Annotated in this window: 15 protein-coding genes; 9 read left to right on the top strand and 6 right to left on the bottom strand. The window is 63.9% G+C overall.

Features of this window, described 5'->3' with window-relative positions; genetic code table 11:
• Positions 1 to 529: 529 nt before the first annotated feature.
• Positions 530 to 1,606 carry an AI-2E family transporter YdiK gene (ydiK, locus tag MHZ91_RS11325; protein WP_239213629.1) on the bottom strand — a complete coding sequence of 359 codons (1,077 nt, stop codon included), beginning with the start codon at positions 1,604 to 1,606 and terminating at the stop codon, positions 530 to 532.
• Between the two features lie 249 nt (positions 1,607 to 1,855).
• On the opposite strand from ydiK, the gene MHZ91_RS11320 reads away from it, so the two are divergent.
• The gene (locus tag MHZ91_RS11320; protein ID WP_239213627.1) at positions 1,856 to 2,044 is read left to right on the top strand and encodes a hypothetical protein; all 189 of its coding nucleotides are present in this window, start codon (positions 1,856 to 1,858) and stop codon (positions 2,042 to 2,044) included.
• A gap of 34 nt (positions 2,045 to 2,078) precedes the next feature.
• Here MHZ91_RS11320 and MHZ91_RS11315 read toward each other — a convergent pair whose 3' ends face one another.
• Positions 2,079 to 2,441: a hypothetical protein gene (locus MHZ91_RS11315; protein WP_239213626.1), complete on the bottom strand. Its 363-nt coding sequence runs from the start codon at positions 2,439 to 2,441 to the stop codon at positions 2,079 to 2,081.
• Positions 2,442 to 2,478: 37 nt separating this feature from the next.
• Complete coding sequence (locus MHZ91_RS11310) at positions 2,479 to 3,246, bottom strand: hypothetical protein (protein ID WP_175121535.1); 768 nt, start codon at positions 3,244 to 3,246, stop codon at positions 2,479 to 2,481.
• A 137-nt stretch (positions 3,247 to 3,383) separates the two neighbouring features.
• On the opposite strand from MHZ91_RS11310, the gene MHZ91_RS11305 reads away from it, so the two are divergent.
• The 4 genes from MHZ91_RS11305 (at position 3,384) to MHZ91_RS11290 (ending at position 11,715) form a co-directional block, all read left to right on the top strand.
• The gene (locus MHZ91_RS11305; RefSeq protein WP_239213625.1) at positions 3,384 to 6,200 is read left to right on the top strand and encodes an ATP-binding protein; all 2,817 of its coding nucleotides are present in this window, start codon (positions 3,384 to 3,386) and stop codon (positions 6,198 to 6,200) included.
• Positions 6,197 to 7,432 carry an EAL domain-containing protein gene (locus MHZ91_RS11300; protein WP_239213624.1) on the top strand — a complete coding sequence of 412 codons (1,236 nt, stop codon included), beginning with the start codon at positions 6,197 to 6,199 and terminating at the stop codon, positions 7,430 to 7,432. Before MHZ91_RS11305 ends, MHZ91_RS11300 begins: the two co-directional genes overlap by 4 nt.
• Positions 7,433 to 7,441: 9 nt before the next feature.
• Complete coding sequence (locus MHZ91_RS11295; RefSeq protein ID WP_239213623.1) at positions 7,442 to 10,711, top strand: hybrid sensor histidine kinase/response regulator; 3,270 nt, start codon at positions 7,442 to 7,444, stop codon at positions 10,709 to 10,711.
• A 335-nt stretch (positions 10,712 to 11,046) separates the two neighbouring features.
• Entirely contained in the window at positions 11,047 to 11,715 is a 669-nt protein-coding gene (locus MHZ91_RS11290) for a response regulator transcription factor (protein ID WP_175121538.1), read from the top strand.
• Between the two features lie 118 nt (positions 11,716 to 11,833).
• Here MHZ91_RS11290 and MHZ91_RS11285 read toward each other — a convergent pair whose 3' ends face one another.
• On the bottom strand, positions 11,834 to 12,892 hold the full coding sequence (locus MHZ91_RS11285) for a DNA-binding protein (protein ID WP_255809425.1): 1,059 nt from the start codon (positions 12,890 to 12,892) through the stop codon (positions 11,834 to 11,836).
• Positions 12,893 to 13,233: 341 nt separating this feature from the next.
• Complete coding sequence (gene poxB, locus MHZ91_RS11280) at positions 13,234 to 14,961, bottom strand: ubiquinone-dependent pyruvate dehydrogenase (RefSeq protein WP_239213621.1); 1,728 nt, start codon at positions 14,959 to 14,961, stop codon at positions 13,234 to 13,236.
• Between the two features lie 219 nt (positions 14,962 to 15,180).
• Here poxB and MHZ91_RS11275 point away from each other — a divergent pair, with 219 nt between their 5' ends.
• The 3 genes from MHZ91_RS11275 to MHZ91_RS11265 all read left to right on the top strand — a co-directional run bounded on the left by MHZ91_RS11275 (position 15,181) and on the right by MHZ91_RS11265 (position 19,988).
• A complete protein-coding gene (locus tag MHZ91_RS11275) occupies positions 15,181 to 16,299 on the top strand; it encodes a site-specific integrase (protein WP_370647800.1) in 1,119 nt (372 codons plus the stop codon).
• 112 nt (positions 16,300 to 16,411) lie between these two features.
• A complete protein-coding gene (locus MHZ91_RS11270; RefSeq protein ID WP_175121541.1) occupies positions 16,412 to 17,962 on the top strand; it encodes a sensor domain-containing diguanylate cyclase in 1,551 nt (516 codons plus the stop codon).
• A gap of 271 nt (positions 17,963 to 18,233) precedes the next feature.
• On the top strand, positions 18,234 to 19,988 hold the full coding sequence (locus MHZ91_RS11265) for a diguanylate cyclase (RefSeq protein ID WP_239213620.1): 1,755 nt from the start codon (positions 18,234 to 18,236) through the stop codon (positions 19,986 to 19,988).
• Positions 19,989 to 20,145: 157 nt separating this feature from the next.
• Here the strand turns inward: MHZ91_RS11265 and MHZ91_RS11260 are convergent, their stop codons facing one another.
• Positions 20,146 to 20,301, bottom strand: a complete 156-nt coding sequence (locus MHZ91_RS11260) for a hypothetical protein (RefSeq protein WP_175121543.1) — start codon at positions 20,299 to 20,301, stop codon at positions 20,146 to 20,148.
• 331 nt (positions 20,302 to 20,632) lie between these two features.
• Between MHZ91_RS11260 and MHZ91_RS11255 the strand changes: the two genes are divergently transcribed.
• On the top strand, positions 20,633 to 21,211 hold the full coding sequence (locus MHZ91_RS11255; RefSeq protein WP_239213619.1) for a TetR/AcrR family transcriptional regulator: 579 nt from the start codon (positions 20,633 to 20,635) through the stop codon (positions 21,209 to 21,211).
• Positions 21,212 to 21,290 lie beyond the last annotated feature (79 nt).

Genomic DNA, 21,290 nt, shown 5'->3' with positions numbered 1-21,290 from the left:
CCCGCTTGCGATGTAGCGCCATAGCGGTCACCGGGCTTGCGGTCATCGGGCTTGCGTTCACCGGGCTTGCGGTCTCTGGGCTTGCGGTCGCTTGCAGCGCGTCCGCTGCTTTGGCGTTCGGTGGCTTTCGGCCCGCCGCTTTTCGCCTCAGTGGCTCGACGTGCTGCTCCCTTGGATTCGATGGCCCTGCGCTCAAACGCCTCGGTCTTTCCGGCGTTGGAGACGCCCCGGCTTTGACCAGCCGGGGCACGCTGGAACGGTTTGCTCGTCGCAGCGGACTCGTCCGATCTCGCCGGACGTGCACTGCGGTTTGCCGCGCTGCGCTTGGCGGGACGGGAGGTCAGCGTGAGCGTGCCGGGCTTGGTGGGCCGCATCGTGTTGCTCATCGTCCCCCCTCCTGATGCAGCGGATTGAAACGGTGAAGGAAAAGGTCAGGTACGCCTGCAGGCGCCAGGAGAGAAAGCATTGTCATCGGTGTTGCCGGGTATTGCGAAAAGCGGGCCACATGGCCCGCACCTTGAGACGGATGTTACGCCCTTTTCTGCCGCGGTCCGTTGGGCGGGTCCACGTTCAAGGCGGCTTCGTCCGGGTAGACGTCTGCGGGCGGCGGCACTTCATCGATCCACGCCTTGAGCAGCGTCGATGTCACCGCCAGAATCACCGGACCAATGAACAATCCGACGATGCCGAAGGCGAACATGCCGCCCAACACGCCGGAAAGTATCAGCAGCATCGACAGGTTCACCCCGCGCTTGATAAGCAGTGGCCGCAGCAGGTTGTCCAGCGTTCCCACCACAATGGCCCAGACCAGCAGCACGGCCGCCGCCAGCTTCATATCGTTCTGGAACAGCCAGGCGACCCCGCCCAGCATGGGCAGAAACGGGCCGAGCTGCGCCAGGCACAGCATCACCATGAGCGCGGTCAGAATCCCCGCCGCCGGCACGCCCGCAATCCAAAGCCCGATACCGCCCAGCGCCGATTGCACCACGGCGGTCACAACGATGCCTAGCGCCACCGCGCGGATCGCAGACGCGGCCAGCCTGATCGCGGCGACGCCGCGCTGGCCCGCAAGCCGGTTGGCAAAGCGCCGCGCAAAATCGGCCGCAATGTCGCCTTTGCTGTAGAGGATGCCGGCGATGATCACGGTGATCAGCATGTGCATCACGAACACGCCGACGATGGCGGCGTGACCGAGCAGCCAGTGCGCGGCGGTGGTCAGGTACGGTTCAATCCGCGCCAGCAACCCGCCAGCGCCCGCGTCCGACAACGTCTGCCACTCCTGGGCGATGCGGGGGCCGGCCAGCGGAATGCTGCCGATCCACGCCGGCGGCGCCAGCAGTGCATAGTCGGGCAGGCTCTTTACCGCCGCCATGATGGCGCCGCCGTGCAGCGCCAGCGTGGAGATCGCCTGATACAACGGCAGCACGATCACGAACAGCAGGATGAGCAGCATTGCCACGGTGGCCAGCCAGCGCCGCCCGCCGCAGTGCCGCTGAATCGAGAGCAACACCGGCCAGGTGGCGACCACGATGGTCGTGGCCCAGATCAGCCCGGGCAAAAAGGGACGCAGGACATACAGGCTGCCGATCATCAAGGCCAAGAGCATGACGATCACAAGCAGAACCCGGGCTATGTCGACGGACTGGCGTGGTATCACCCGCGGCTCCTGGTGGGGCTTTCGCCCCAGGTTGCGGTGGATGCGGACTGGCGGCGCCCGCCCTGCCAGCCATCGCGATCAATCGAATGTATCCGAAATCCGCGCGAAGCTGAATGGGAACATTACTTGCTCGGCTTGCCGCTGCGGTCGGCCGGGTTCGCCGGTCCGGGGCGCAGGCAAACAGTGTGGAGGTGTGCCATGAAAAACATGGCTTTCGCCAGCGTAATGCTGGCAATCGTGTTGAGCGGCTGCAGTTACATGGATTCTCACCGCTCCGACGGGTCGCACGCCGCGCGCGCAACCCATTCCGACCCCGCCAATTACCATCGGTCTGATTTTGGCGAGCCCAACAACGAACCATTCCAGGGCAATTACCCGGGCCGCTGACCCGCCGATGGGCCGAACGTCGTTACCGATGTGCTTAAGACTGCGAAACGCCCAGCATCGTGCGAACCCGGCTGCGGATCGCGCCGGAATACGCCCAGCACCAGACCGCGAGGGCCAGCATCGCCACTGTGAAGTAGGCGCGTGCGCCCTCCGGCACGGGATTCATTTGCGACAGGGTTGGGAAGGGTTCAAAGCCGATGAAGTCGGTGGCCGCCAGCGTGCTGAAAATCAGGGCCAGCACCGGACCAGTGAACCGAGGGCGCTCGCCCCGAGTCTGGGGGGAAGCAAGAAAGCACCAATGTAACCAGCGTATGAGCTGGATGCCCACGGCGACCAGGGGAATAAGCAGCGCAAGCTGTAGCACCAGCAGCGCCAAAATGACTTGAGTAGGAAGCATGCGCGGATTTTAATCGGATCCGCGGTGTGGCCCTGGCCTATGCCCCCATTTGAAAAGCGCGCCAGCTGGGGCCTGCGCTGGCCAGCCACTCCTGGACATACTGAAGGCTCAAGGCGATTGACAGGGCCTCGCCCTGAAACAGGACGTCGGGCTGCGCGCGGAGCCAGTTGAAGTCGTCGATCCTGCGGATGTCTTGCGCCAAGACCTTCAGGCCTTGGCGTGACGCTTGCCCCAGCAGGCTGAAGAAGCGCTCTTGCAACGGGCGGCGGGTACAGATGCCTTCCGGGATGCCCACCCGCAGGCCCGTGGCGCGAAGTGTGCCGAATGGAACTTGCGCCGAGGGCAGCAGCCGCACGCGTAACGCAGGCTGCAGTTCCTGGTAGCTGTGGAAAAGCGTCGCGCCCTGCGCCAGGCGGTCGCTGAGGGGGACGTTGTACGTGACCTTGGCGCAGGGATAGATAGGCTGGCTGAGCTGCGCTTCTTGCAGCGTGTCACGCAGTTGGTCGCCAGCCACGGCGCCAATGCGCAGATCCTGGCATAGCTGCTGTGGAAGCAGGATATCGGAGTGGACGTTGAGCGGATGGTCCATCGACAGCGTTGCCATGCAGCCCGCCGCGCGGAAGATTCGCCCAGCGCGGCGCAAGGCATCTGCCGAAGCGGCATTGGCGAGCAACGCGGAAGTAAGGCGGCTGTGACCGCCGACCAGCGCCATTTCGCGGACAACCCCTTTGGCGTCCAGCACGGGTTGGATTCGTAACGGCTCGCTGACGAGTGAGGCGGATTCGGCCTGGTTGATAGCGTTCATAAGGCGACGAGTTTATGGATCGCAATTTCACAAACCAATCGTAAAAGTACGATTTGCGTTGCCATTTGCCCGCGTCATCGGCGCATTTTCAAAATTTTCTTATATCCGCCGTTTGGGGCCATACCTACGATGGGCGCATGCCTGTCAAGGAATCCAATACCCTCTCGCCAGACGTCCAGCCAGTCCCCCGAGCCCCCACGCTGCTCTTGCATCTCTTCGCCGCCGCATTGCTCGCCTGCATCGCGGCGGCCGCTGCATTTCTGCTCTACTGGTCCTTCACCAGCACGGTTTCCACCTACCGGCGCCAGATGAACGCGGCCGCGTACAACGCGCAGATCTTCTTCGATCAGCGGGAGTCGCTGCTTCGCTCGCTGGCGTCCAGCCTGGTCCGCAACACCGATTCCGCGCCGGCCTCCGAAACGCCGCGTCACTTTGGCAACACCGGGCAGATCAACGTCTTCCCCCTGCACGAAGGTCCCAACGCCTACGACTGGGCGTTGATTCTCACCCCGCGCGATCTCAACGACCTTGCGTTCGCGCAGACGCAACTGCTCTTCAGTTCCGTTCGAAATGGGCAGACCACCTATCTCACGCCCCGCCCCGGCCAACCCGCCGGCCTGGATCACGCCGCGCAATCCTGGCTTGCGCGCAAGCTCGCCGTCGCCAATCCCAACGCTGCGCACGGCGGGCAAAACGCCATCAGCTGGCTCAAGCCTCAGCTGAATAACGCCAAGCCCCTGTATCTGTACACGCCTGTCGATGCTTCTGCGCCGAGCGCCGGATGGATCGGCCTGGAACTCGGCGACATCAACGCGGCCATCGACCCGTCTTCGCTGCAGGGCGGCAGCTACCTCCTGCATGACCAGGATGGCGCGCCCGTCCTGCATAGCTCGGACAATGCGCAAACCCTGGCGGGGCTAAGCCGCTACGCCGGACGCGAGGACTCATTCGGCCTGTGGGGACCCGGCCTGCTACCCCGCTACGTCGTGCTCAGCAAGTCCGTCGGCGAAGACGGCTGGCGGTTGGTCTATTACATGCCGATCAGCCGGATCCTGGATGACGCCGCCTACGCCATCCAGGCCACGCTGGGCGGCGCGCTTCTGCTGTGCGCTGCGGTCATCGTCGGCATTCGGCACATCCGCCGGAAACTCGTCGCCCCCGCCCTGCGCCAGTACGAGGCCCTGGCAGAAAGCGTGTCCCTGAATCGAAGACTGGTCGAAGTCGCGCCCGTGGGCCTGTGTCTCTTGCGCCGGGCAGATGGCATGCCGCTGCTGTCGAACGAACTCGCCAGGGATTGGTTGCTGCAAGACCCGGCACTATTGGCCCGGCTGCTGGCCGACGACGGTCATGGCGCCCAACACGAATATCCGCTGGAAGACGGCCGGTGCCTGTACCTGACCTTCGCACCCATCACCTATCGCGCCGAGGAAGTCATCCTCTGCGGCATCAACGACATCACTGCATTCAAACGGGTCGAGCACTCCATCACCCAGGCCAAGTTGCACGCGGACGCCGCGAACCACGCCAAGACGGTGTTCCTGACCACCATGAGCCACGAGATCCGGACACCGCTGTTCGGCATCCTTGGCACGCTTGAATTGCTTGGCCTGACCACCATGGACGCCCAGCAGCAGCAATACCTTCATACGATGCAGCAGTCCTCGGCAACCCTGCTCAGCTCCATCAACGACACGCTGGACCTGTCGCGCATCGAGGCCGGCTACCTGAAGCTCGAAACCTCGGAGTTCTCGCCGGTTCAGTTGCTGGACAGCGTCATTGGCACCTATGCGGCGCGCGCCGACGCCAAGGGACTGCACCTGTACGCACTGGCCGATGTGGCCGCGCCGGCGCAAGTTCTGGGCGACTCGACCCGCGTCCGCCAAATCCTCAATAACCTCGTCAACAACGCCATCAAATACACCAGTTCCGGGCAGGTGGTGCTGCGCTTGCAGGTACTCAGCCAGGACGCGCATTTCGCCACCCTGAAATTCCAGGTGGCGGACACCGGCATGGGCATCTCGGCAAAGCACCACGCGCGGCTTTTCGAACCCTACTTCCGTGCTGAATCCGGTGATAACCAGAATGTCCCTGGCACCGGCCTCGGGCTTGCCATATGCCGGCGCCTGTCCGAGATGATGAACGGAACGCTTAGCGCCGTCAGCGAACCCGGCCTGGGCACCAGCATGTCGCTCACCCTGACCCTGCCGCGCGTCGGCGGTGTGCGCACGGACCTGGGTGTGCGGCTGGATTCCAGGCCGGTCTTCGTGCGGGGTGCCAACAACGAGGTGGTCGCGAATCTGTGCCAGTGGTTGCGTCACTGCGGCGCCGTGGCAATGCCCTATAAGACCACCCTCCATGGCCGGCGCGAGGGCAGCGTCCTTGTGGAAACGTGGTCACGCGATTTGACGCCGGCCGTCTGGAGCGGCGCTCGGGTTTTTGCGCAACCCCCGGGCGTTCAGCCGCGGCCGGCTCGCAACACCTGGACGGCCGACAGCCATAGCCTCGCCAGTATCGTCGCGGCGGTCCGGCTGGCGCAGGACAGCGTCGCCACCAAGACGCTCCCCGCGTTGGAGCCGTCGCGAGACGCGCTCGACATGCACCTGCTGGTCGTCGAGGACAACCCGGTCAGTCGTCAGATCCTGCGCGAACAGCTTGAACACCTCGGATGCACGGTGGTCGTGGCGGCAGACGGCAACGACGCGTTGGCGCTGCCCGAACTCCCCGAGTTCCACGCCATCCTGACCGACCTGCACATGCCCGAGCTGGACGGCTACGCCCTCACCCGCGCGCTCAGAAGCCAGGGCTACACCCGCCCGATCGTGGGAATCACCGCCAGCGCGTTCACCGAAGACCTGCGGCGCAGCTCGGAAGCCGGCATGAACACCGTGCTGCTCAAACCGTTGCCGATTGCCGCGTTGTGCCAGGCGTTGATGCCGTTCAAGGAAGCCGCATGACGAGAAAGCTGTCGGAGTACAGGGTGCTGATCGTGGACGATCATCCATTTCAATGCGTTCACCTGGCCGACCAGCTCGCTTCGGCCGGATTTGGCCGGGCGGATGTGGCGTCTTGCGCCGAGACCGCCCTGGCCAAGACCGCGCGGCAGCCGTATCACCTGGTGCTGATCGACCTGAACATGGCCGGCATGGATGGCGTGCAATTCATCGACCGGCTGTCCCGGCACGAACAACCTCCCATGCTGGCGATCGTGTCGGCTTGCCTCAAAGGCATCATCAACAGCGTCGCCATGATGGCCAAGGAAAAGGGACTTGCCGTGCTGGGCTCGTTCTCCAAGCCGTTTACCCCGCACCACGCCTCCCAATTGGCCGGCCTGCTCAGCCGCAATCCGCCTGAATCAACGGCACCCACGGAACCGCAACTCGTGCGCCGCACGACGGGCCCCGTATTGGACCGTGCCGCGATCGATAACGCGCTGCATCAGGGGCACCTGCAAGCATGGTTCCAGCCCAAACAATCGCTTGCCACCGGGCGGATCGTGGGCGCTGAGGCGCTGGCGCGGTGGCTGCACCCGGCATTCGGCTGCCTGCCGCCAGACGCATTTCTCGCCGCGGTGCGGGCGCACGGGCTGGACAAGGCTCTGCTGCGACATATCCTGGAAGCCGCGCTGAACGCGCACATGCACTGGCGCCAGATGGGCTTTCGGGTGCCCGTCTCCGTCAATTTGCCCACCCAGTGCCTGGACGACCCGGATCTGCCCGACGACCTCGAGGAAATCGTGGCGGCCAAGCGCGTGGCGGCGTCCGAAATCACCTTCGAACTACTCGAGGACGAGACACCGACCATACAAGGCCAATACTATATGGGGGCCAGCCGATTGCGGTTGAAGGGTTTCGGGTTGGCACAGGACGACTTTGGCCGAGGATACAGCTCCATGTACAGCCTGATTTCGACGCCGTTCACCGAACTGAAAATCGACCGCGCCTTTGTCAACGGCGCAGCACACGACGAAAGCCGAGCGGCGGCGCTGGTGTCTTCGGTACGGCTTGGGCGGCAATTGGGCTTGCAGGTCACCGCCGAAGGCGTGGAAACCGCCCACGATCTCGCGTTCCTCCGCCGCATCGGTTGCGACTGCGTCCAGGGGTATTTCATATCCCCCGCCGTCACTTCCGACCGCTTCAGCCAGATGCTCGCCAGCGAGCGGCAGGCGGCAAATCCTGAGTATCGGTGAGAACCGGCCATGCGAAAGCCCGATACCCCGTTTGCCCGGATCACCCGTACCTCTCGCTGGCTGAATTTCGCCCTCTTCGGCATCCTGCCCTTTGCCCTCGTCCTGGTTGGCGCGCTTTATTGGGGACTGAACCGCATCGTCGAGCAAGAGAGCGATCGTCTGAAGCTCGACTTCTCCATTCTGGTCGGCTACATCCAGGCCCAGGAGCAATTCCTGGGAAAGCTCCGCGCCCACAGCCCCTCGCTGCCCGCCGAAAACCTCTCGACAGAGATCACCCTGCAGGCGACCGACGTGCCAGAGCGTTTCGGCATGCAGCTCTTTGAAGGTCAACATTCCTACGCGGAAATGGCTTTCTCGCTGGCGTGCGAGCAGGCCTCTGACTGCCCCACCGCAGGTCGCCGCCTTGCGAATCTGGGCGAGTTCGTAGCGGACTTCTATTCAAGCTACTGGGCGGCGTCCTACTATCCCGCCTCCACGATCTTCCTGGTCAACCAGTCGGACAGCATCAGCATGAGCGTGCCCGCCGTCGGCGCCGTGTCGGGGTATGAGCGCCTGAGTCCCGCCGCTTTCCTGACAGTCACCGACGCCATCAGAACGGAGTTGCGCCGCCTGCAGACGGTGCGCCAACGCCTTATCGATCAAGACCTTCCCGGGCATCGCGACCCTCCCAGATCCGGACGCGTCCATTGGTTCAGGTTGGAAGCGCTTTCCGGCAGCATGCTGGGCCTGCTGTACGCCGACATGCCGCAATCTGTCTGGTCCACGGCACGGGATGGAACGTCTGCCGTCTACGCGGCCACGCAATTCAATCATCAGCGGATCAACATCTTCGAAAAGACCCTGCGCAAGCCGCTGCATGGCGGGTTCTGGCTGACGCACCGCAGCGAGGGGCTGCTGCTCGGAGAACCGCCCGGACCGACAGGAACCAAGGATGGCCTGGAATACACGGCGGAAGGGATCGTGCTGCGCATCACGGACCCGTCAGGAGTATGGACTGGCACTTATCGCGTCAGTTATGGCGCCTTCTTCCAGGACAACCTTTGGCTGCCCGCCATCGCGGGTCTGCTGATTCTGCTCAGCCTTGGGACCGGCATCATGTCTTCGCGATGGTACAGCCGCCACGTCATCGCCCCGGCCTCGAATGCGCAACGCGACATCGTCGAAAAGGAAGAATTCAGCCGGACATTGATCGAAACCGCTCCCGTGGCGCTATGCGTATTGGCGCGGCCCGGTGGCGAAGTCGTATTCGGCAACAGCCTGGCGCTTCAATGGCTGGGCGCGGAGGCCGGCCGGGAACTGGACAACTCGCCGCAGACCAACCTGTTCCTGAGGCAGGTGCTCGGCGCAGCCGGTCCGGGCACGATCGCCAGTTTTCAGGCCACGGATGGACGTCCGTTGTACGTGGCCTATGCACCTACCCGCTACAACCACCAGGACGTGGTGTTGTGCGCCTTCTCGGACATCAGCGCCCGCGCAGTCGTTGAGCAGGCCCTGACGGAGGCCAAGCGCGAGGCAGACAGGGCCAACGAAGCAAAGTCGACCTTCCTGGCCACGATGAGCCACGAGATCCGAACTCCTCTCTACGGGGTGCTGGGCACGCTGCAACTCATGAGCCTTACCACCCTGGACGCCGAACAGCGCCAGCACCTTGAGCGCATGCAAAGCTCGTCGGCGATCCTGCTGCAGCTCATCAGCGACGTTCTGGACATCACCAAGATCGAAGCCGGGCAACTCGCGCTGGAGTTTTCGGAGTTCAACCCCCGCGAACTGGTCGAAGAATGCACCAACGCCTACGCGGCGATGGCCGAACAGAAGGGGCTGCTGCTCTTTTGCTGCGTGGACGTCGCCGTGCCCGAATGGATGACGGGCGACCCCGTGCGTATCCACCAGATCCTCAGCAACCTGCTCAGCAACGCCATCAAGTTCAGCGACTCCGGGCATGTGATCGTCCGGCTGACAGTGGCGCAAGTGCTGGCTGACCGCACGCATCTAAGGCTGCAGGTGGTCGACACGGGGATCGGCATCCCCAAGGAAGGACAGGCGCAGCTTTTTGTGCCGTTCTATCAGATCGACAGCGGCTCGCATACCGTGCGCGGGGCCGGCATCGGATTATCCATCTGCGCGCGCCTGGCCGGACTGATGGGCACCAGCATCAATGTCACCAGCGAACTCGGGCTGGGCAGCAGCTTTTCATTGGATTTGCCGCTACAAGTGGCAGCCGGCCAGCCATTCAGCCCGCCCGACTTGAGCGGCCTGACCGTATACGTTCGAAGCCCGCATCACGAACTGTCCGAAAACATCAGCCAGTGGCTTAAACGCTGGGGCGCCAAGGCAGTTCCCGCGCCCGCTCCCCTGCCCGCCGGCACGCCAGACGACATCCTTGTAGATGTCCTGAATCCGGGCAGCGGCAACCTGCACGACTGGGCCGGCCACCACGTGCTGGCCAGCGCAAGCGCCAAGCCACCCACCGCGCGCACCGTCCGGGTCATTGCCAGCATCGAACACATTGCCGCCGGCATCCTGGCCGCGGTTCGCGGAGAACATACCGTGGACCCCGAATCCGACATCAGCGCTTTAGCCCCGCTTGGCCTGTCGATCCTCGTCGCCGAGGACAATCCGATCAATCAGGCGACGCTGCAGCATCAACTCGAACAACTCGGCTGCGAGGTCACCCTGGCGTCCGACGGCGCGGAAGCGCTGATGTTGTGGGGGCTTACGCGTTACGACGTGGTCCTGACCGACGTGAACATGCCGCGCATGAATGGCTATGAACTCGTGAAGGCATTGCGGGCCCAGGGCGCCACCGTTCCCGTCATTGGCGTCACCGCCAACGCTATGCGCGAAGAAGAAGAGCGCTGTCTGGCGGCGGGCATGACCTCCTGGCTGGTCAAGCCCATCAGCCTTTCCACATTGCGACGGCATCTTCAGGGAAGCCGCGCGCCATCAGCTGACACTGCGGACGCCGCGGCCCCGCCGCGCGCAACGCGCCAAGCCGAGCCCGCGCCGGCCGTGCCGGAAAAGTACCGCGCATTGTTCGTCGATACGATGGAAGCCGATATCGCACAGATGGTCCGGGCCCTCGAAACGAACGACCAACGCTTGTTGAGCCGCACGCTGCACCGGATGCGCGGCGCATTGAGCGTCATGCAAATGACCGCAATCACGGAACGCCTGGAAGCATTGGAGGAGCAGTTGCGCAGCGCCGGGCTGAATGCGGCTGCCCTGGCTGAAAGCCATGCGGTGGTCGAGCTGCTGCGCGATACGCTGGCCCAGGTCTAGCCTTCAAATTCGGACGCCGAACAATCCGATATTGCGCCGATGCCGACTGGCTTTCGAAGCTTGTCTATGTATTGAATGGGTATCGGGCGGTAGATTCAGCGGCTTTCTCAGCAGCCCTGGCCGCCTGCTTCGCGCGTTTTCTGCCTGCAGCCCAACCGTTTCTCCTCGCCTTTTCAGTGGAGTTTGAACATAAAATGGTCACCGACGGACGTACCGAAATTCCTGGCGCTCTCAGCCTGGCGGGGCCAGCCACGGACCGGCTTCCCCGAGCCGTGTCGCAATCCGGACACCCGGGATTACCAGGCGCAGTCGAACATCAACGCGATGGCGGGACCATGATGAAGCTTTCGTCCGATCAGGATGTTCGGATCATCGTCGCCGACGACCATCCCATCATCTCCCTCGCGCTCGCGGATTCCCTGAACGATGTGCCCGGGTTTACGGTGGTGGCCACTGCTCGATCAGGCCTCGAACTCGTCACTGCCGTGCAGGACCATCCCTGCCATCTCATCGTCACCGACTTTTCAATGGCCGCCCGGTCCGCGGACGAAGACGGCTTGCGGCTGATTGAGCGGTTGCAGCGCCTGTTCCCGGAAATTCCCATCGTGGTCTTCACGATGTTGTCCAACAGCGGCATCCTGAACCAGCTTCGCCAGGTGGGCGTGGCGGGAATCGTCAGCAAGGAAGAGCCGATCGATGAGCTGGTGTCCATCTGTGTGCGCGCGCTGAGCGAAAGCGGGCCGATCCTGTCGCACAGCATCAGCCAGCGGCTCAGCCAGAACGACGTGACCATGGGACGTGCCGGCAAGGGAAAGGGGTTGTCGCCGAAAGAGCTTGAGGTGGTACGGATGTTTGCGCAGGGCCTATCCGTTACCGAGATCGCGCGGCGCCTTCATCGTTCAGTGGCAACCATCGGCACGCAAAAACAGTCGGCGATGCGCAAGCTGAACATCGAGACCAACGCCGAACTGCTCCGGTACGCGGATGAGCAAGGTTTTTCCTGAAGATTGAGAAGGCAGCGCCCCGGAAGATTCGGCTTTCGGGGCATCTTTTTCGGATCTTTCCCGGCACGCTGCTCGCATCGAAAAATACGAAATCGGGCGCGCATTCACCACCCGTAAGTCACGGTCCTTCAGCACGCGCCGCCACTACCGGATCCGCTTGCTGCGAAGGCTGCGCCGGCCTCGGCGTTTCCTGGATTGCCAGCAAGCGGCTCGCCAAATCACCGAACTGGGCGTCTCGCGACTTCAATTGCGCCAACAGATCATTCACCTGCGCGGATGCCGTAGCCAGGCGCTGCGCCAGTTCGGATTCGCGCGCTTGACTGGCCTGTAGCGCATTGGCCGCGGCGACGGCTTCGGTTTGTTGCAGGCGCTGGTCGGCCAACCCCTGCGCCTGCAAGGCGGCCGCCTGTTGTTCCGACGCGCGAAGTTGCGCTTGGGACGCAGCGAGCGCTTCCCGCAGTTGATCTGCCTGTTGCTGGGCGGCGGACAGCGATGCATCCAGGCGGGTTTGCAGGCGCTTTACGCTTCCTCGCTCCGCATCCAGCTCGTTGAGCCATCGCCGCTCGTGGGCGGCGTGGCGCGCTTCCAACGCTGCAATGGCCTGTGCGTGGCGGTCGCGATCCTGTTCGGCGTCAGCCAGCAGCGCCTTGTTGGCGCCGCGGGCGTCCTCCAGACTGTCCTGCGAGGCGGCCAGCGCCTTGTCTCGCTGGCGCAATTGCGCTTCGGCCGCTTGCAGGCGGGCTTCGGTGGTTGCCAGTTGGGCCGTGGCGACTTTCAACGTTTCCTGCAGGTCGTGCTCGCGCTCAAGCAGTTGCGCTTCGCGCTGTTCCAGCTGCTCGGCTTGCGCCGCAAACCGTTCCCCTTCCCGTGCCAGCTCTTCCCAGCGCTCCTGATAGGCCTGGGCCTGTTCTGCCCTGGCCGCCGCCAGCGCCGCTTCCCAAAAATGCGTCGCCGCTTGTGCAATCGGATCCGGCACGGCAGGCGGTGCAGCGAAAGCGCCGGGATCCTGGATGCGTGCGCCAAGGGCGCGAAACCAGGTTTCGAGATGCGGACTGACCGTATTGGGAGAGCCCCGGCCGATCTTCTGCCGTACCCGCTCGATCGTGGGCCGGGCGCCTTCGAGCAACAGCGCGTCTGCCGCGGTCCAGACATCCGATTCGGTGATTCCAGTGGCCATGATGATGTTTTGTCGAGTTGGGCGGGGGAATTAGTCACGATAATGGAACCTTATCGCGAGTTATATGCCGTTGATGTTGTATATCTTACATCGAACATATGATTTCGTACATTCAAAGCGAAAGATATGCGCACATGCCGCTAGCGCGCAAGTCAGCAGGACGTCCGCGCTCTTCGAGACGCTTCTGCCGCAAATATTCGGTGGAACTCGGTTAGTCGCTGAGCAAATCACAAGACAGGCGCGGACACGAGGCTGCTGCCCCCTTCCCTCGCGACTTCGCAAAAGACCCAGTCGGCTAACGCACCGCGCCCGCCGCCAGAATGTCGCCCGTTCGGTTCACCTCACCGCCCCAGATTTGTCCTCGCCAATTCGATTACCTCGTCACCCCTGCCGTTCATGATGGCCTTCAGCATGTACAGCCCAAACCCTTTGGCCTGTTCGAGCTTTATCTTGGGCGGGACGATCAACTCTTGCGACGAGGTCAACACATCGACCAGCACCGGGCCGGGATGGGCAAGCGCTTCCTGCAACGCCGCATCCAGGTATTCGGACGATTCCACTCGGATGCCGCGTACGCCGACGGCTTCGGCCATGGCGGCGAAATTGGGGTTCTGCAGGTCGGTGCCGGTATCCAGGAACCCGGCCGCTTTCATTTCCATGGAGACGAAGCCCAACGAGCCGTTGTTGAAGACGACGATCTTCACGGGAAGCTGCAACTGCGACAACGACAGAAAATCTCCCATCATCATCGTGAACCCGCCATCGCCGGACATGGAAATCACCTGCCGGCCCGGCGCCGCCGCCTGCGCGCCGATCGCCTGGAGCATGGCGTTGGCCATGGAGCCGTGGTTGAAGGAACCCAGCAAGCGGCGCTTGCCGTTCATGGTGAGATATCTTGCCGCCCATACGGTGGGCGAACCGACTTCCGCTGCAAAGATGGCGTCGTCATCGGCCAATTCGTTGATGCGCCGGGCCAGATACTGGGGATGCAGCGGCCGGCCGGCGGGCGCGGGAGCGGCCAGGTTGTCGAGATCTTTACGGGAGTCCCGGTAATGCCGAAGCGCGGCGTCAAGGAAGGCGCTGTCCTGGCGGTCGTCCAGTTGCTCGAGCAACGCGGCGATGGTCTCGCCCACGTCGCCAGCAATACCCATCGTCAGCGGCGCGCGCCGGCCCAGGGCGCTGGGATCGCGATCGACCTGCACGATCTTTGCGTGTTTGGGATAGAACGGGCGATACGGAAAATCCGTGCCCAGCATCAGCAGCAGGTCGGCGTTCTCCATTGCGTGATAGCCGGAAGAAAAGCCGATGAAGCCGGTCATGCCGACGTCGCAAGGGTTGTCCCATTCGACGTGCTCTTTGCCGCGCAACGCATGGATGACAGGAGCCTTGAGCCGCTGGGCCAGCGCGACCACCGCATCGTGGCTGCCGGCGCAGCCGCTACCGGCCAGGATCGACACCTTCCCTGCCCCGTTCAGCAGCTGGGCCAGCTCCTTCACCGCTGTCGCGTCCGGGCGGATGTGAGGAGGCGCCGGAGGCTGCGGCCACGAGTCCGGCACGTCCGAAGGCGCTGCAGCGAGCGCCACGTCGCCAGGTATCACCAGGACGGACACGCCTTGCCTGCCGACCGCCGTATTGATCGCGCGGGCCAGTATTCCCGGAAGTTGCGCCGGGTTGGAGACAAGCTCGACGAAGTCGGAGCATTCCTTGAACAGGTCCTGGGGATGGGTTTCCTGGAAATATCCCAGCCCGATCTCGGACGACGGAATGTGGGCGGCAATGGCCAGCACGGGGACGCGGCTGCGCTGGCAGTCGAACAGGCCATTGATCAGGTGCAGATTGCCGGGTCCGCAACTGCCGGCGCATACCGCCAGCGTGCCGGTGATGGTAGCTTCTGCGCCGGCGGCGAAAGCCGCGGTCTCTTCGTGGCGGGTGTGCATCCACTCGATCCGGCCCATCCTGCGAAGGCTGTCGTTCAGTCCATTGAGACTGTCGCCTGTCACGCCCCAGATGCGGCGGACGCCAACTTCAGCAAGCACTTTGACAAGATAGTCTGCGACGGTTGCGGCCATGGATTGCTCCTTGAGGGAACGCCGCCGGGACACTTACCGCTACGGTTTGCCCTAGCGTCGGAAGTTGACTTGCGTGCGGGAAATCGTAGCACCGCGCCCGGCGCCATGCGCAACGGCCGGACGCCGGTAGCGCCACGCTCACCGGCTAACATGACGGGATTATTCGACTGTTTTATTACCAAAACCAAAGGGACGGCCAACTGCCGTGGGCGCGGAAACATGAATGATTTGCCTGGCATGGCCCCGGCGCTGACAGCCGCCTTGGCGCCGCTGGATCCGGACACGCTCGACAGCCACGCCGACGCCGCCGTGCGCGACCTGCTGCGCGAAGGCAGTTCGGCCAACACGGCATCAAGCTACCGCGCGGCGATCCGATACTGGTCGGCGTGGTTCGGGTTGCGGTATGGCAAGGCCTTCGCCTTGCCCGTGTCCGAGGCCGCGGTCATTCAATTCGTGGTGGACCACGCGCAACGGTCTTCCGATACCGGCCTGGAGTGGGAGCTGCCGCTGGCTCTGGACCGGGAACTGGTGCGGCTGAAGGCGAAAGGCAAGCTTGGCGCGCCGAGCCTGAACACGCTGCTGCAGCGCTTGTCCGTGCTGTCCAAGGCGCATGAGTTGCTGGGGCACCCGAACCCCTGTCGCGGCGCCGCTGTGCGAGAGCTGGTGTCCAAGACCCGCCGGGCCTATGCCCGCCGCGGCGTGGCGCCCGCCCGCAAAGAGGCGCTGACGCGCGAACCGCTTGAAGCCATGCTGGAGACCTGCGACGACTCGTTGCGCGGCAAGCGGGACCGTGCGCTGCTGCTGTTCGCCTGGGCGAGCGGCGGCCGCCGCCGCTCGGAGGTGGTGCGCGCCACGATGGAAAACACCCGCCGCACGGGCGATGGCTATCTTTTTACGATGGCGCATTCCAAAACAAACCAGACGGGCGCCGTCCGGGCGCAGGACCAGAAGCCGATCCTGGGCAAGGCTGCTGAAGCGCTGGCCGACTGGCTGGCAGCCAGCGGCGTCCAGCAAGGGCCGATCTTCAGGCGGGTCCGGCGTGGCGATGTCGTGGCCGAGCCGCTGGCGGCCGCGGCCGTGCGCGACATCGTCCTGGAACGCAGCCGGCTGGCGGGGCTGGACGGCGCGTATTCGGCGCACAGCCTGCGCTCGGGCTTTGTGACGGAAGCCGGCCGGCGCAACGTGCCGCTGGGCGACACCATGGCGATGACCGGCCACGCCAGCGTGGCGACGGTGATGGGGTACTTCCGGGCCGGGGCGGCGGCGCAATCGCCCGCGGCGCGCCTGCTGGACGACCCGCCTGCCCCAGACCTACAGGATCCGCGCAACCTGCCGTAATGCAGGCAGTGACTTTACAATCACTGCGCTCCGGCCCTCGTCCCGACCGATATCCTTCGAATCAACGGTAAGCGCCCGGACGCCTGGCTCGTCCCCTGCCCGTTCCGATCCCATGCAAATCAATCTCCGCGGGCTTGTGCTTGCGCTTACCGTCTTCAGCGCCATCGCCGCCACGGCCAATGCCCTGTATGCAAGCTATCGCGTGCAGCGGGAGCAATTGATCGAGAACACGCTCGAATCGAACCGCGTCTACGCGACGAAGCTGGCCGAAGGCGCGGCCAGTTTTCTGCGATCGGCGCAGCAGCAGTTGGGATACAGCGCCCGGCACATGCCCGATCTGATGGCGTCCCCGGATCGCCTGGCTGCCGAAGTGATGCGCGTGCAGCAACAGACGGACAGCTTCAACTCGGTGGGCGTGGTGGGCGCGGACGGCACCATCCTGGCCACCACGGCGTCTTTCCGCAACTTTCTGGGCGTGCAGGTCGACAGCCCCGGCAGCCGCGCCGCCTTGAGCAAACGCCAGCCCATGATCAGCAAGCCGTACGTGTCCATCGCGGGCAATCTGCTGATCAATGTCACGCACCCGATCTTTTCGAACGACGGCGTCTACATGGGGTACGTCGGGGGCACGATCTACCTGCGTAATGAAAGCGCGTTGAACGAGCTGTTGGGCAAGCATCATTACCACGACGGGTCGTATCTGTATGTGGTGGATGGCGATGGACAGCTTCTCTATCACACCGATCCCGCGCGCGTCGGCGAAATAGTCCTGACGAATCCGGTGGTCGCCTCGGTGATCAAGGGCAATACCGGCGCGATGCGCGTCATCAATACCAAGGGGGTGGACATGCTGGCCGGGTACGCACCGGTGCCCATCAGCGGTTGGGGCGTGGTGGCGCAGCGCCCCGCCCAGGTCACGTTGGAACCGATCCACGACCTGATCTGGGCGTTGCTGGGCTATGCCGCACCGCTGGCGGTGGCTTTCCTGCTGGCCATCTGGTGGTGCGCCCGCATGATTTCGCTGCCGCTGTCGCAACTGGCCACGAACGTGGAGCATCAGGACGTATCCGTGGCGATGCAGCGCGTGCAGTCCGTGAAGGCCTGGTACTTCGAGGCCGAACGGCTCAAGCGCGCCGTGATGGCCAGCTTCACGAGCCTGCAGGACAAGATCGGCAAACTGAACCTGGCGAGCATCACGGATCCGCTGACCGGGCTGCGCAACCGACGCGGCACGCAGGACGCGGTGGACCAGATGCAGGCCGGCAGCACGCCGTTTTCGGTGGTGGCGCTGGATATCGATCACTTCAAACGCATCAACGATACCTACGGCCACAACGTCGGCGACGAGGTGATTCGCGATATGGCGCAGATCATGCGTGAATGTTCGCGGCCGTCGGACGTGCTGTGCCGCAATGGCGGTGAGGAGTTCCTGATCCTGTTGCCCGGCGTGGCGGCGCGGGAGGCGGTGAATGTGGCCGAGCGGCTGCGGGCGCATATTGCAGAACGGCCATTGCACGGCGCCAACCGCGTGACGGTATCGGCGGGCGTGGCCCAGTGGCCGTCGACGGGGCCGGACGTGGATGAGACGTTCCGGGCGGCCGACGCGGCGTTGTATGTGGCCAAGCAGCAGGGGCGCAATCGCGTCGTCATGCACGAGGCGTGAAGCCCGGCAGGTGAATTCGCCGTGGCGGCGCCAAGCCGCAGCGGCTCGGAATCAGGATCCAAGTGCGCGTTCCAGCAAGAGGCCTGGGCAGATATGACACGAAGACCGGCCGCCGCAAGGTTTCGCAGAAAACCGCAATTAACTGCATTCCAGCGAAATATTCTTGCCCGTATAAATTGAAATCCGGCGGAATCTGCCAAAACCCCAATATCAGCTAGGGCAATTACAGTATTCTGCGCAGCTTCGACTTTGCCTGGACCTGCACGCCGAGATGTTGCGCCCCGCCGTCGCGCCAAAATCCCTGGAACGTCATTTCATCGCGCTGGCTGTAGGCGTGCTGTTGCTGGTGTCGGTGCTTGCCGGCATCCTGCTGTACCAGAACTGGCAGTCGTACGGCGCGGCGTCGCAGGCGCGGCAGGCATTTGCCTCGGTGCGCGCGACGATCCGCGTCATGGAGCGAGCCTCCGCCGAACGAGGCCCCATGAACGCCGCGCTGGGATCCGCCCTGCCCGTGCCGCCGGAGGTCATGGCATCGCTGGCCGCGGCTCGGACACGCACGGACAGCTTGATCGAGGCGCTGCTGGCGCTGCACGCCGGCGCCGACGGCAATGCCAAGCGCGGCGAGATCCGACGCATACGCCTGTCACTAGCCGAAGCGCGCCAGGACGTTGACCGACTGATCGCCGCCCCGCGCGATCAGCGATCCGGCCAGATGCTGTGGGACGCGGTCAGCGCCATGGTGCGCATCATTCCGCAATGGCAGGCGAGCCTGGCCGCCAACGCGGGGCTGGTCATGCGCAGCGAAGCCAATGCGCCCAGCCTGTTGACGCTGGCACTGCTGGCCAGCGAGCTGCGCGAACAGGCCGGCCTGCTCGGTTCCACCTACACGCCCGCTTTAAGCCAGCGCCGGCAGTTGACCGACGAGGAACAGTTCCGTATCGAACGCGTGCTCGGCAGGATCGACGAGTTGCACGCGCTGATCAGGGCTCGGATGGCGACACATCCGGATGTGCGGGCGACCGAGGTGTATGCGCGGATGGAAGCGCGCTACTTTGGCGAAGGCCTGGCCTACCTTGACGATGTTCGCGAGCAGGCATCGCGGCAGTGGGACGAAGCCTCTGTCTCGACTGGCGATCTGGCCGCGGCGTATGTGCCGATGATGGGCGCCATCACCGAATTCGGCGACGTGCTGCTGGACGAGATGGAACGTCACATCGACGCGCACCGCATGTCAGCGGCCCGATTGCTTGCCGTGACCCTGGCGGCGACAGCCCTGCTCGTGGCGGCGCTGGCCGTGGCGCTGGTGCAATTCCGCAAGCGCGTGATCCAGCCTTTTGCACTGGCCACGCGCATCATCGGATCAATCGCCAGCGGGTCGACGCCGGCCAAGATTCCACCGGGCAAATACCATGGCGAAGTCGAGGAGGTCTTCAATGCGCTGCGCGTGTTGAAGGAAAACGCCGCGGCGCGCAAGCGCCTGGAGACGGAGCGCGACCGGCTGATTGCGGACTTGGCGCATACCGCCGAAACGGACTACCTGACGGGATTGTTGAACCGGCGCGCCTTCGAGAAGCGGTTTGAGGCGGCGTGCGCCCATTGGGACGAAAGCCAGCCGATGCTGGCCTTCATCCTGTTCGATATCGACCACTTCAAGACCATCAATGACACGTACGGCCATGCGAGCGGCGACCTGGCGCTCAAGGCCGTGGCCAATCTATGCCGCACAGTCTGGCGTCAGTCAGATGTGGTCGCGCGCGTGGGCGGAGAGGAATTTGCCGTGCTGTGCCGCACGCGCGGCGCGCAGCAGGCGGTGGAGATGGCGGAACGGATGCGTGCAAGCATCGGCGCGAGCACCGTCACGTCGGAAAGCGCCGCCACGTTTGGCCTGACGGCCAGCTTCGGCGTGGCATGCATTTCCTGGAGCCATGCGGAATCCGTCAGCGGCCTTTTCCGTGCCGCTGACGAACTCTTGTATCTGGCGAAATTGAACGGGCGCAATCAGGTCCAGCAACGCACCCTGGGATGACATCGTTTCTGGCGGCCCGGAAGTTTGGTGGCCCAGAAGCTAGACGGCCCAGAAGCTTGACGGCGGCTGGGCCGTCTAGCTTCTGGGCCGATGGGCGATGCGCTCAGCGGATTACCTGACTACTGCTACCTGCAGAGCGGATTGCCCGCTTGCCGGATTACGACTTGACGCGTGAAACGTCGGCCTGCTTGGAGGTCTCGGCGCTACGGGAAGGCGCGTCGTGACGGTCGGACTGCTTGTTGGATTCGGGCGCTTTCCAATTCAGCGGGGGGATCTCGAAGCTTCCCTTCTTGGCAGTCAATTGATGAGTCATAAGCATGCTCCTGGACAGGCACATGGCTTCCCCCGCCGAGCACCATGCACAGATTCTGGCGGGCCATGAATGCCGCGGGTGCGGGGGAGCATTCAGAAAGCAGGCGGCGCCGGGAAGAGGTATCGGCAGTTTTATTGTTTTTTTGCCGATAGATAAAAGATTTTAGCCCAAAGTTGACAGAAATAGCAAGCAGGAGTACCAGATGCCGTTTGCTCGCGGCATCCATCCGATGCCGCGCGGTGCTGGCAACGACCCAAAACTGCGAGTGATTGACTTTGGAGAATGATCGTTCTACCATCTGCCCATCGCAGATAGAACGATCATTCTCGATATGTCCGACACCGCCCTCACCCCCGCTTCCAACGTGCATGAAAAGCTGCTGCGCGCCACCGAACATCTGATCTATGGCGGCGGTATCAATGCCACCGGCATGGACCTCATCGTCAAGACCTCTGGCGTATCCCGCAAGACCATCTACAACCACTACGGCACGAAGGAAGTCCTGGTTGCCGCTGCACTGACGGCCCGCGACGAGCGTTGGATGCAGTGGTTCATCGACGCCACGACCCGCGCGCCCTCGCCGCGTGCGCGCCTTCTGTCCATCTTCGATGCGCTGCGCGAATGGTTCGCGTCGGACGGCTTTCGCGGCTGCGCGTTCATCAACGCCGCCGGCGAAATCGGCGACGCGGACAGCCCGATCCGCGCGGTTGCCCGGCGCCACAAGGAACGTCTGCTTGCCCACGTGCTGTCGCTGGTGCAGGCCGCGGGCCTGCCGCACGCCGATGAGCGCGCGCGCCAATTGCTCGTGCTGATCGACGGTGCGATTGCCGTGGCCATGGTCACGGGCGATGCGTCCATCACCGACAGCGCCGAACGCGCCGCCCAGGCGCTGCTTGACGCGGACCACTGAGTCCGCGTCCTCCACTTGCTTTTTTCACCCCCCCTGTCCATGAGGCCTTTGCCATGACGACCCCCTCCGAAGTCCGCCC

Origin of the sequence: Achromobacter sp. ACRQX (genome assembly GCF_022346505.1) — a bacterium.
Classification (GTDB): Bacteria; Pseudomonadota; Gammaproteobacteria; order Burkholderiales; family Burkholderiaceae_B; genus Achromobacter; species Achromobacter animicus.
The sequence above is the reverse complement of the archived record's forward strand: the minus strand, read 5'-3'. Positions and strand labels throughout refer to the sequence as shown.

Coding starts and splice junctions, on each gene's coding strand:
- poxB (WP_239213621.1), bottom strand. CDS start 14,961: ATGGCCGCAACCGTCGCAGACTATCTTGTCAAAGTGCTTGCTGAAGTT.
- MHZ91_RS11285 (WP_255809425.1), bottom strand. CDS start 12,892: ATGGCCACTGGAATCACCGAATCGGATGTCTGGACCGCGGCAGACGCG.
- MHZ91_RS11265 (WP_239213620.1), top strand. CDS start 18,234: ATGTTGCGCCCCGCCGTCGCGCCAAAATCCCTGGAACGTCATTTCATC.
- MHZ91_RS11295 (WP_239213623.1), top strand. CDS start 7,442: ATGCGAAAGCCCGATACCCCGTTTGCCCGGATCACCCGTACCTCTCGC.
- MHZ91_RS11255 (WP_239213619.1), top strand. CDS start 20,633: ATGTCCGACACCGCCCTCACCCCCGCTTCCAACGTGCATGAAAAGCTG.
- MHZ91_RS11320 (WP_239213627.1), top strand. CDS start 1,856: ATGAAAAACATGGCTTTCGCCAGCGTAATGCTGGCAATCGTGTTGAGC.
- MHZ91_RS11260 (WP_175121543.1), bottom strand. CDS start 20,301: ATGACTCATCAATTGACTGCCAAGAAGGGAAGCTTCGAGATCCCCCCG.
- MHZ91_RS11315 (WP_239213626.1), bottom strand. CDS start 2,441: ATGCTTCCTACTCAAGTCATTTTGGCGCTGCTGGTGCTACAGCTTGCG.
- ydiK (WP_239213629.1), bottom strand. CDS start 1,606: ATGCTCTTGGCCTTGATGATCGGCAGCCTGTATGTCCTGCGTCCCTTT.
- MHZ91_RS11290 (WP_175121538.1), top strand. CDS start 11,047: ATGATGAAGCTTTCGTCCGATCAGGATGTTCGGATCATCGTCGCCGAC.
- MHZ91_RS11270 (WP_175121541.1), top strand. CDS start 16,412: ATGCAAATCAATCTCCGCGGGCTTGTGCTTGCGCTTACCGTCTTCAGC.
- MHZ91_RS11300 (WP_239213624.1), top strand. CDS start 6,197: ATGACGAGAAAGCTGTCGGAGTACAGGGTGCTGATCGTGGACGATCAT.
- MHZ91_RS11310 (WP_175121535.1), bottom strand. CDS start 3,246: ATGAACGCTATCAACCAGGCCGAATCCGCCTCACTCGTCAGCGAGCCG.
- MHZ91_RS11275 (WP_370647800.1), top strand. CDS start 15,181: ATGAATGATTTGCCTGGCATGGCCCCGGCGCTGACAGCCGCCTTGGCG.
- MHZ91_RS11305 (WP_239213625.1), top strand. CDS start 3,384: ATGCCTGTCAAGGAATCCAATACCCTCTCGCCAGACGTCCAGCCAGTC.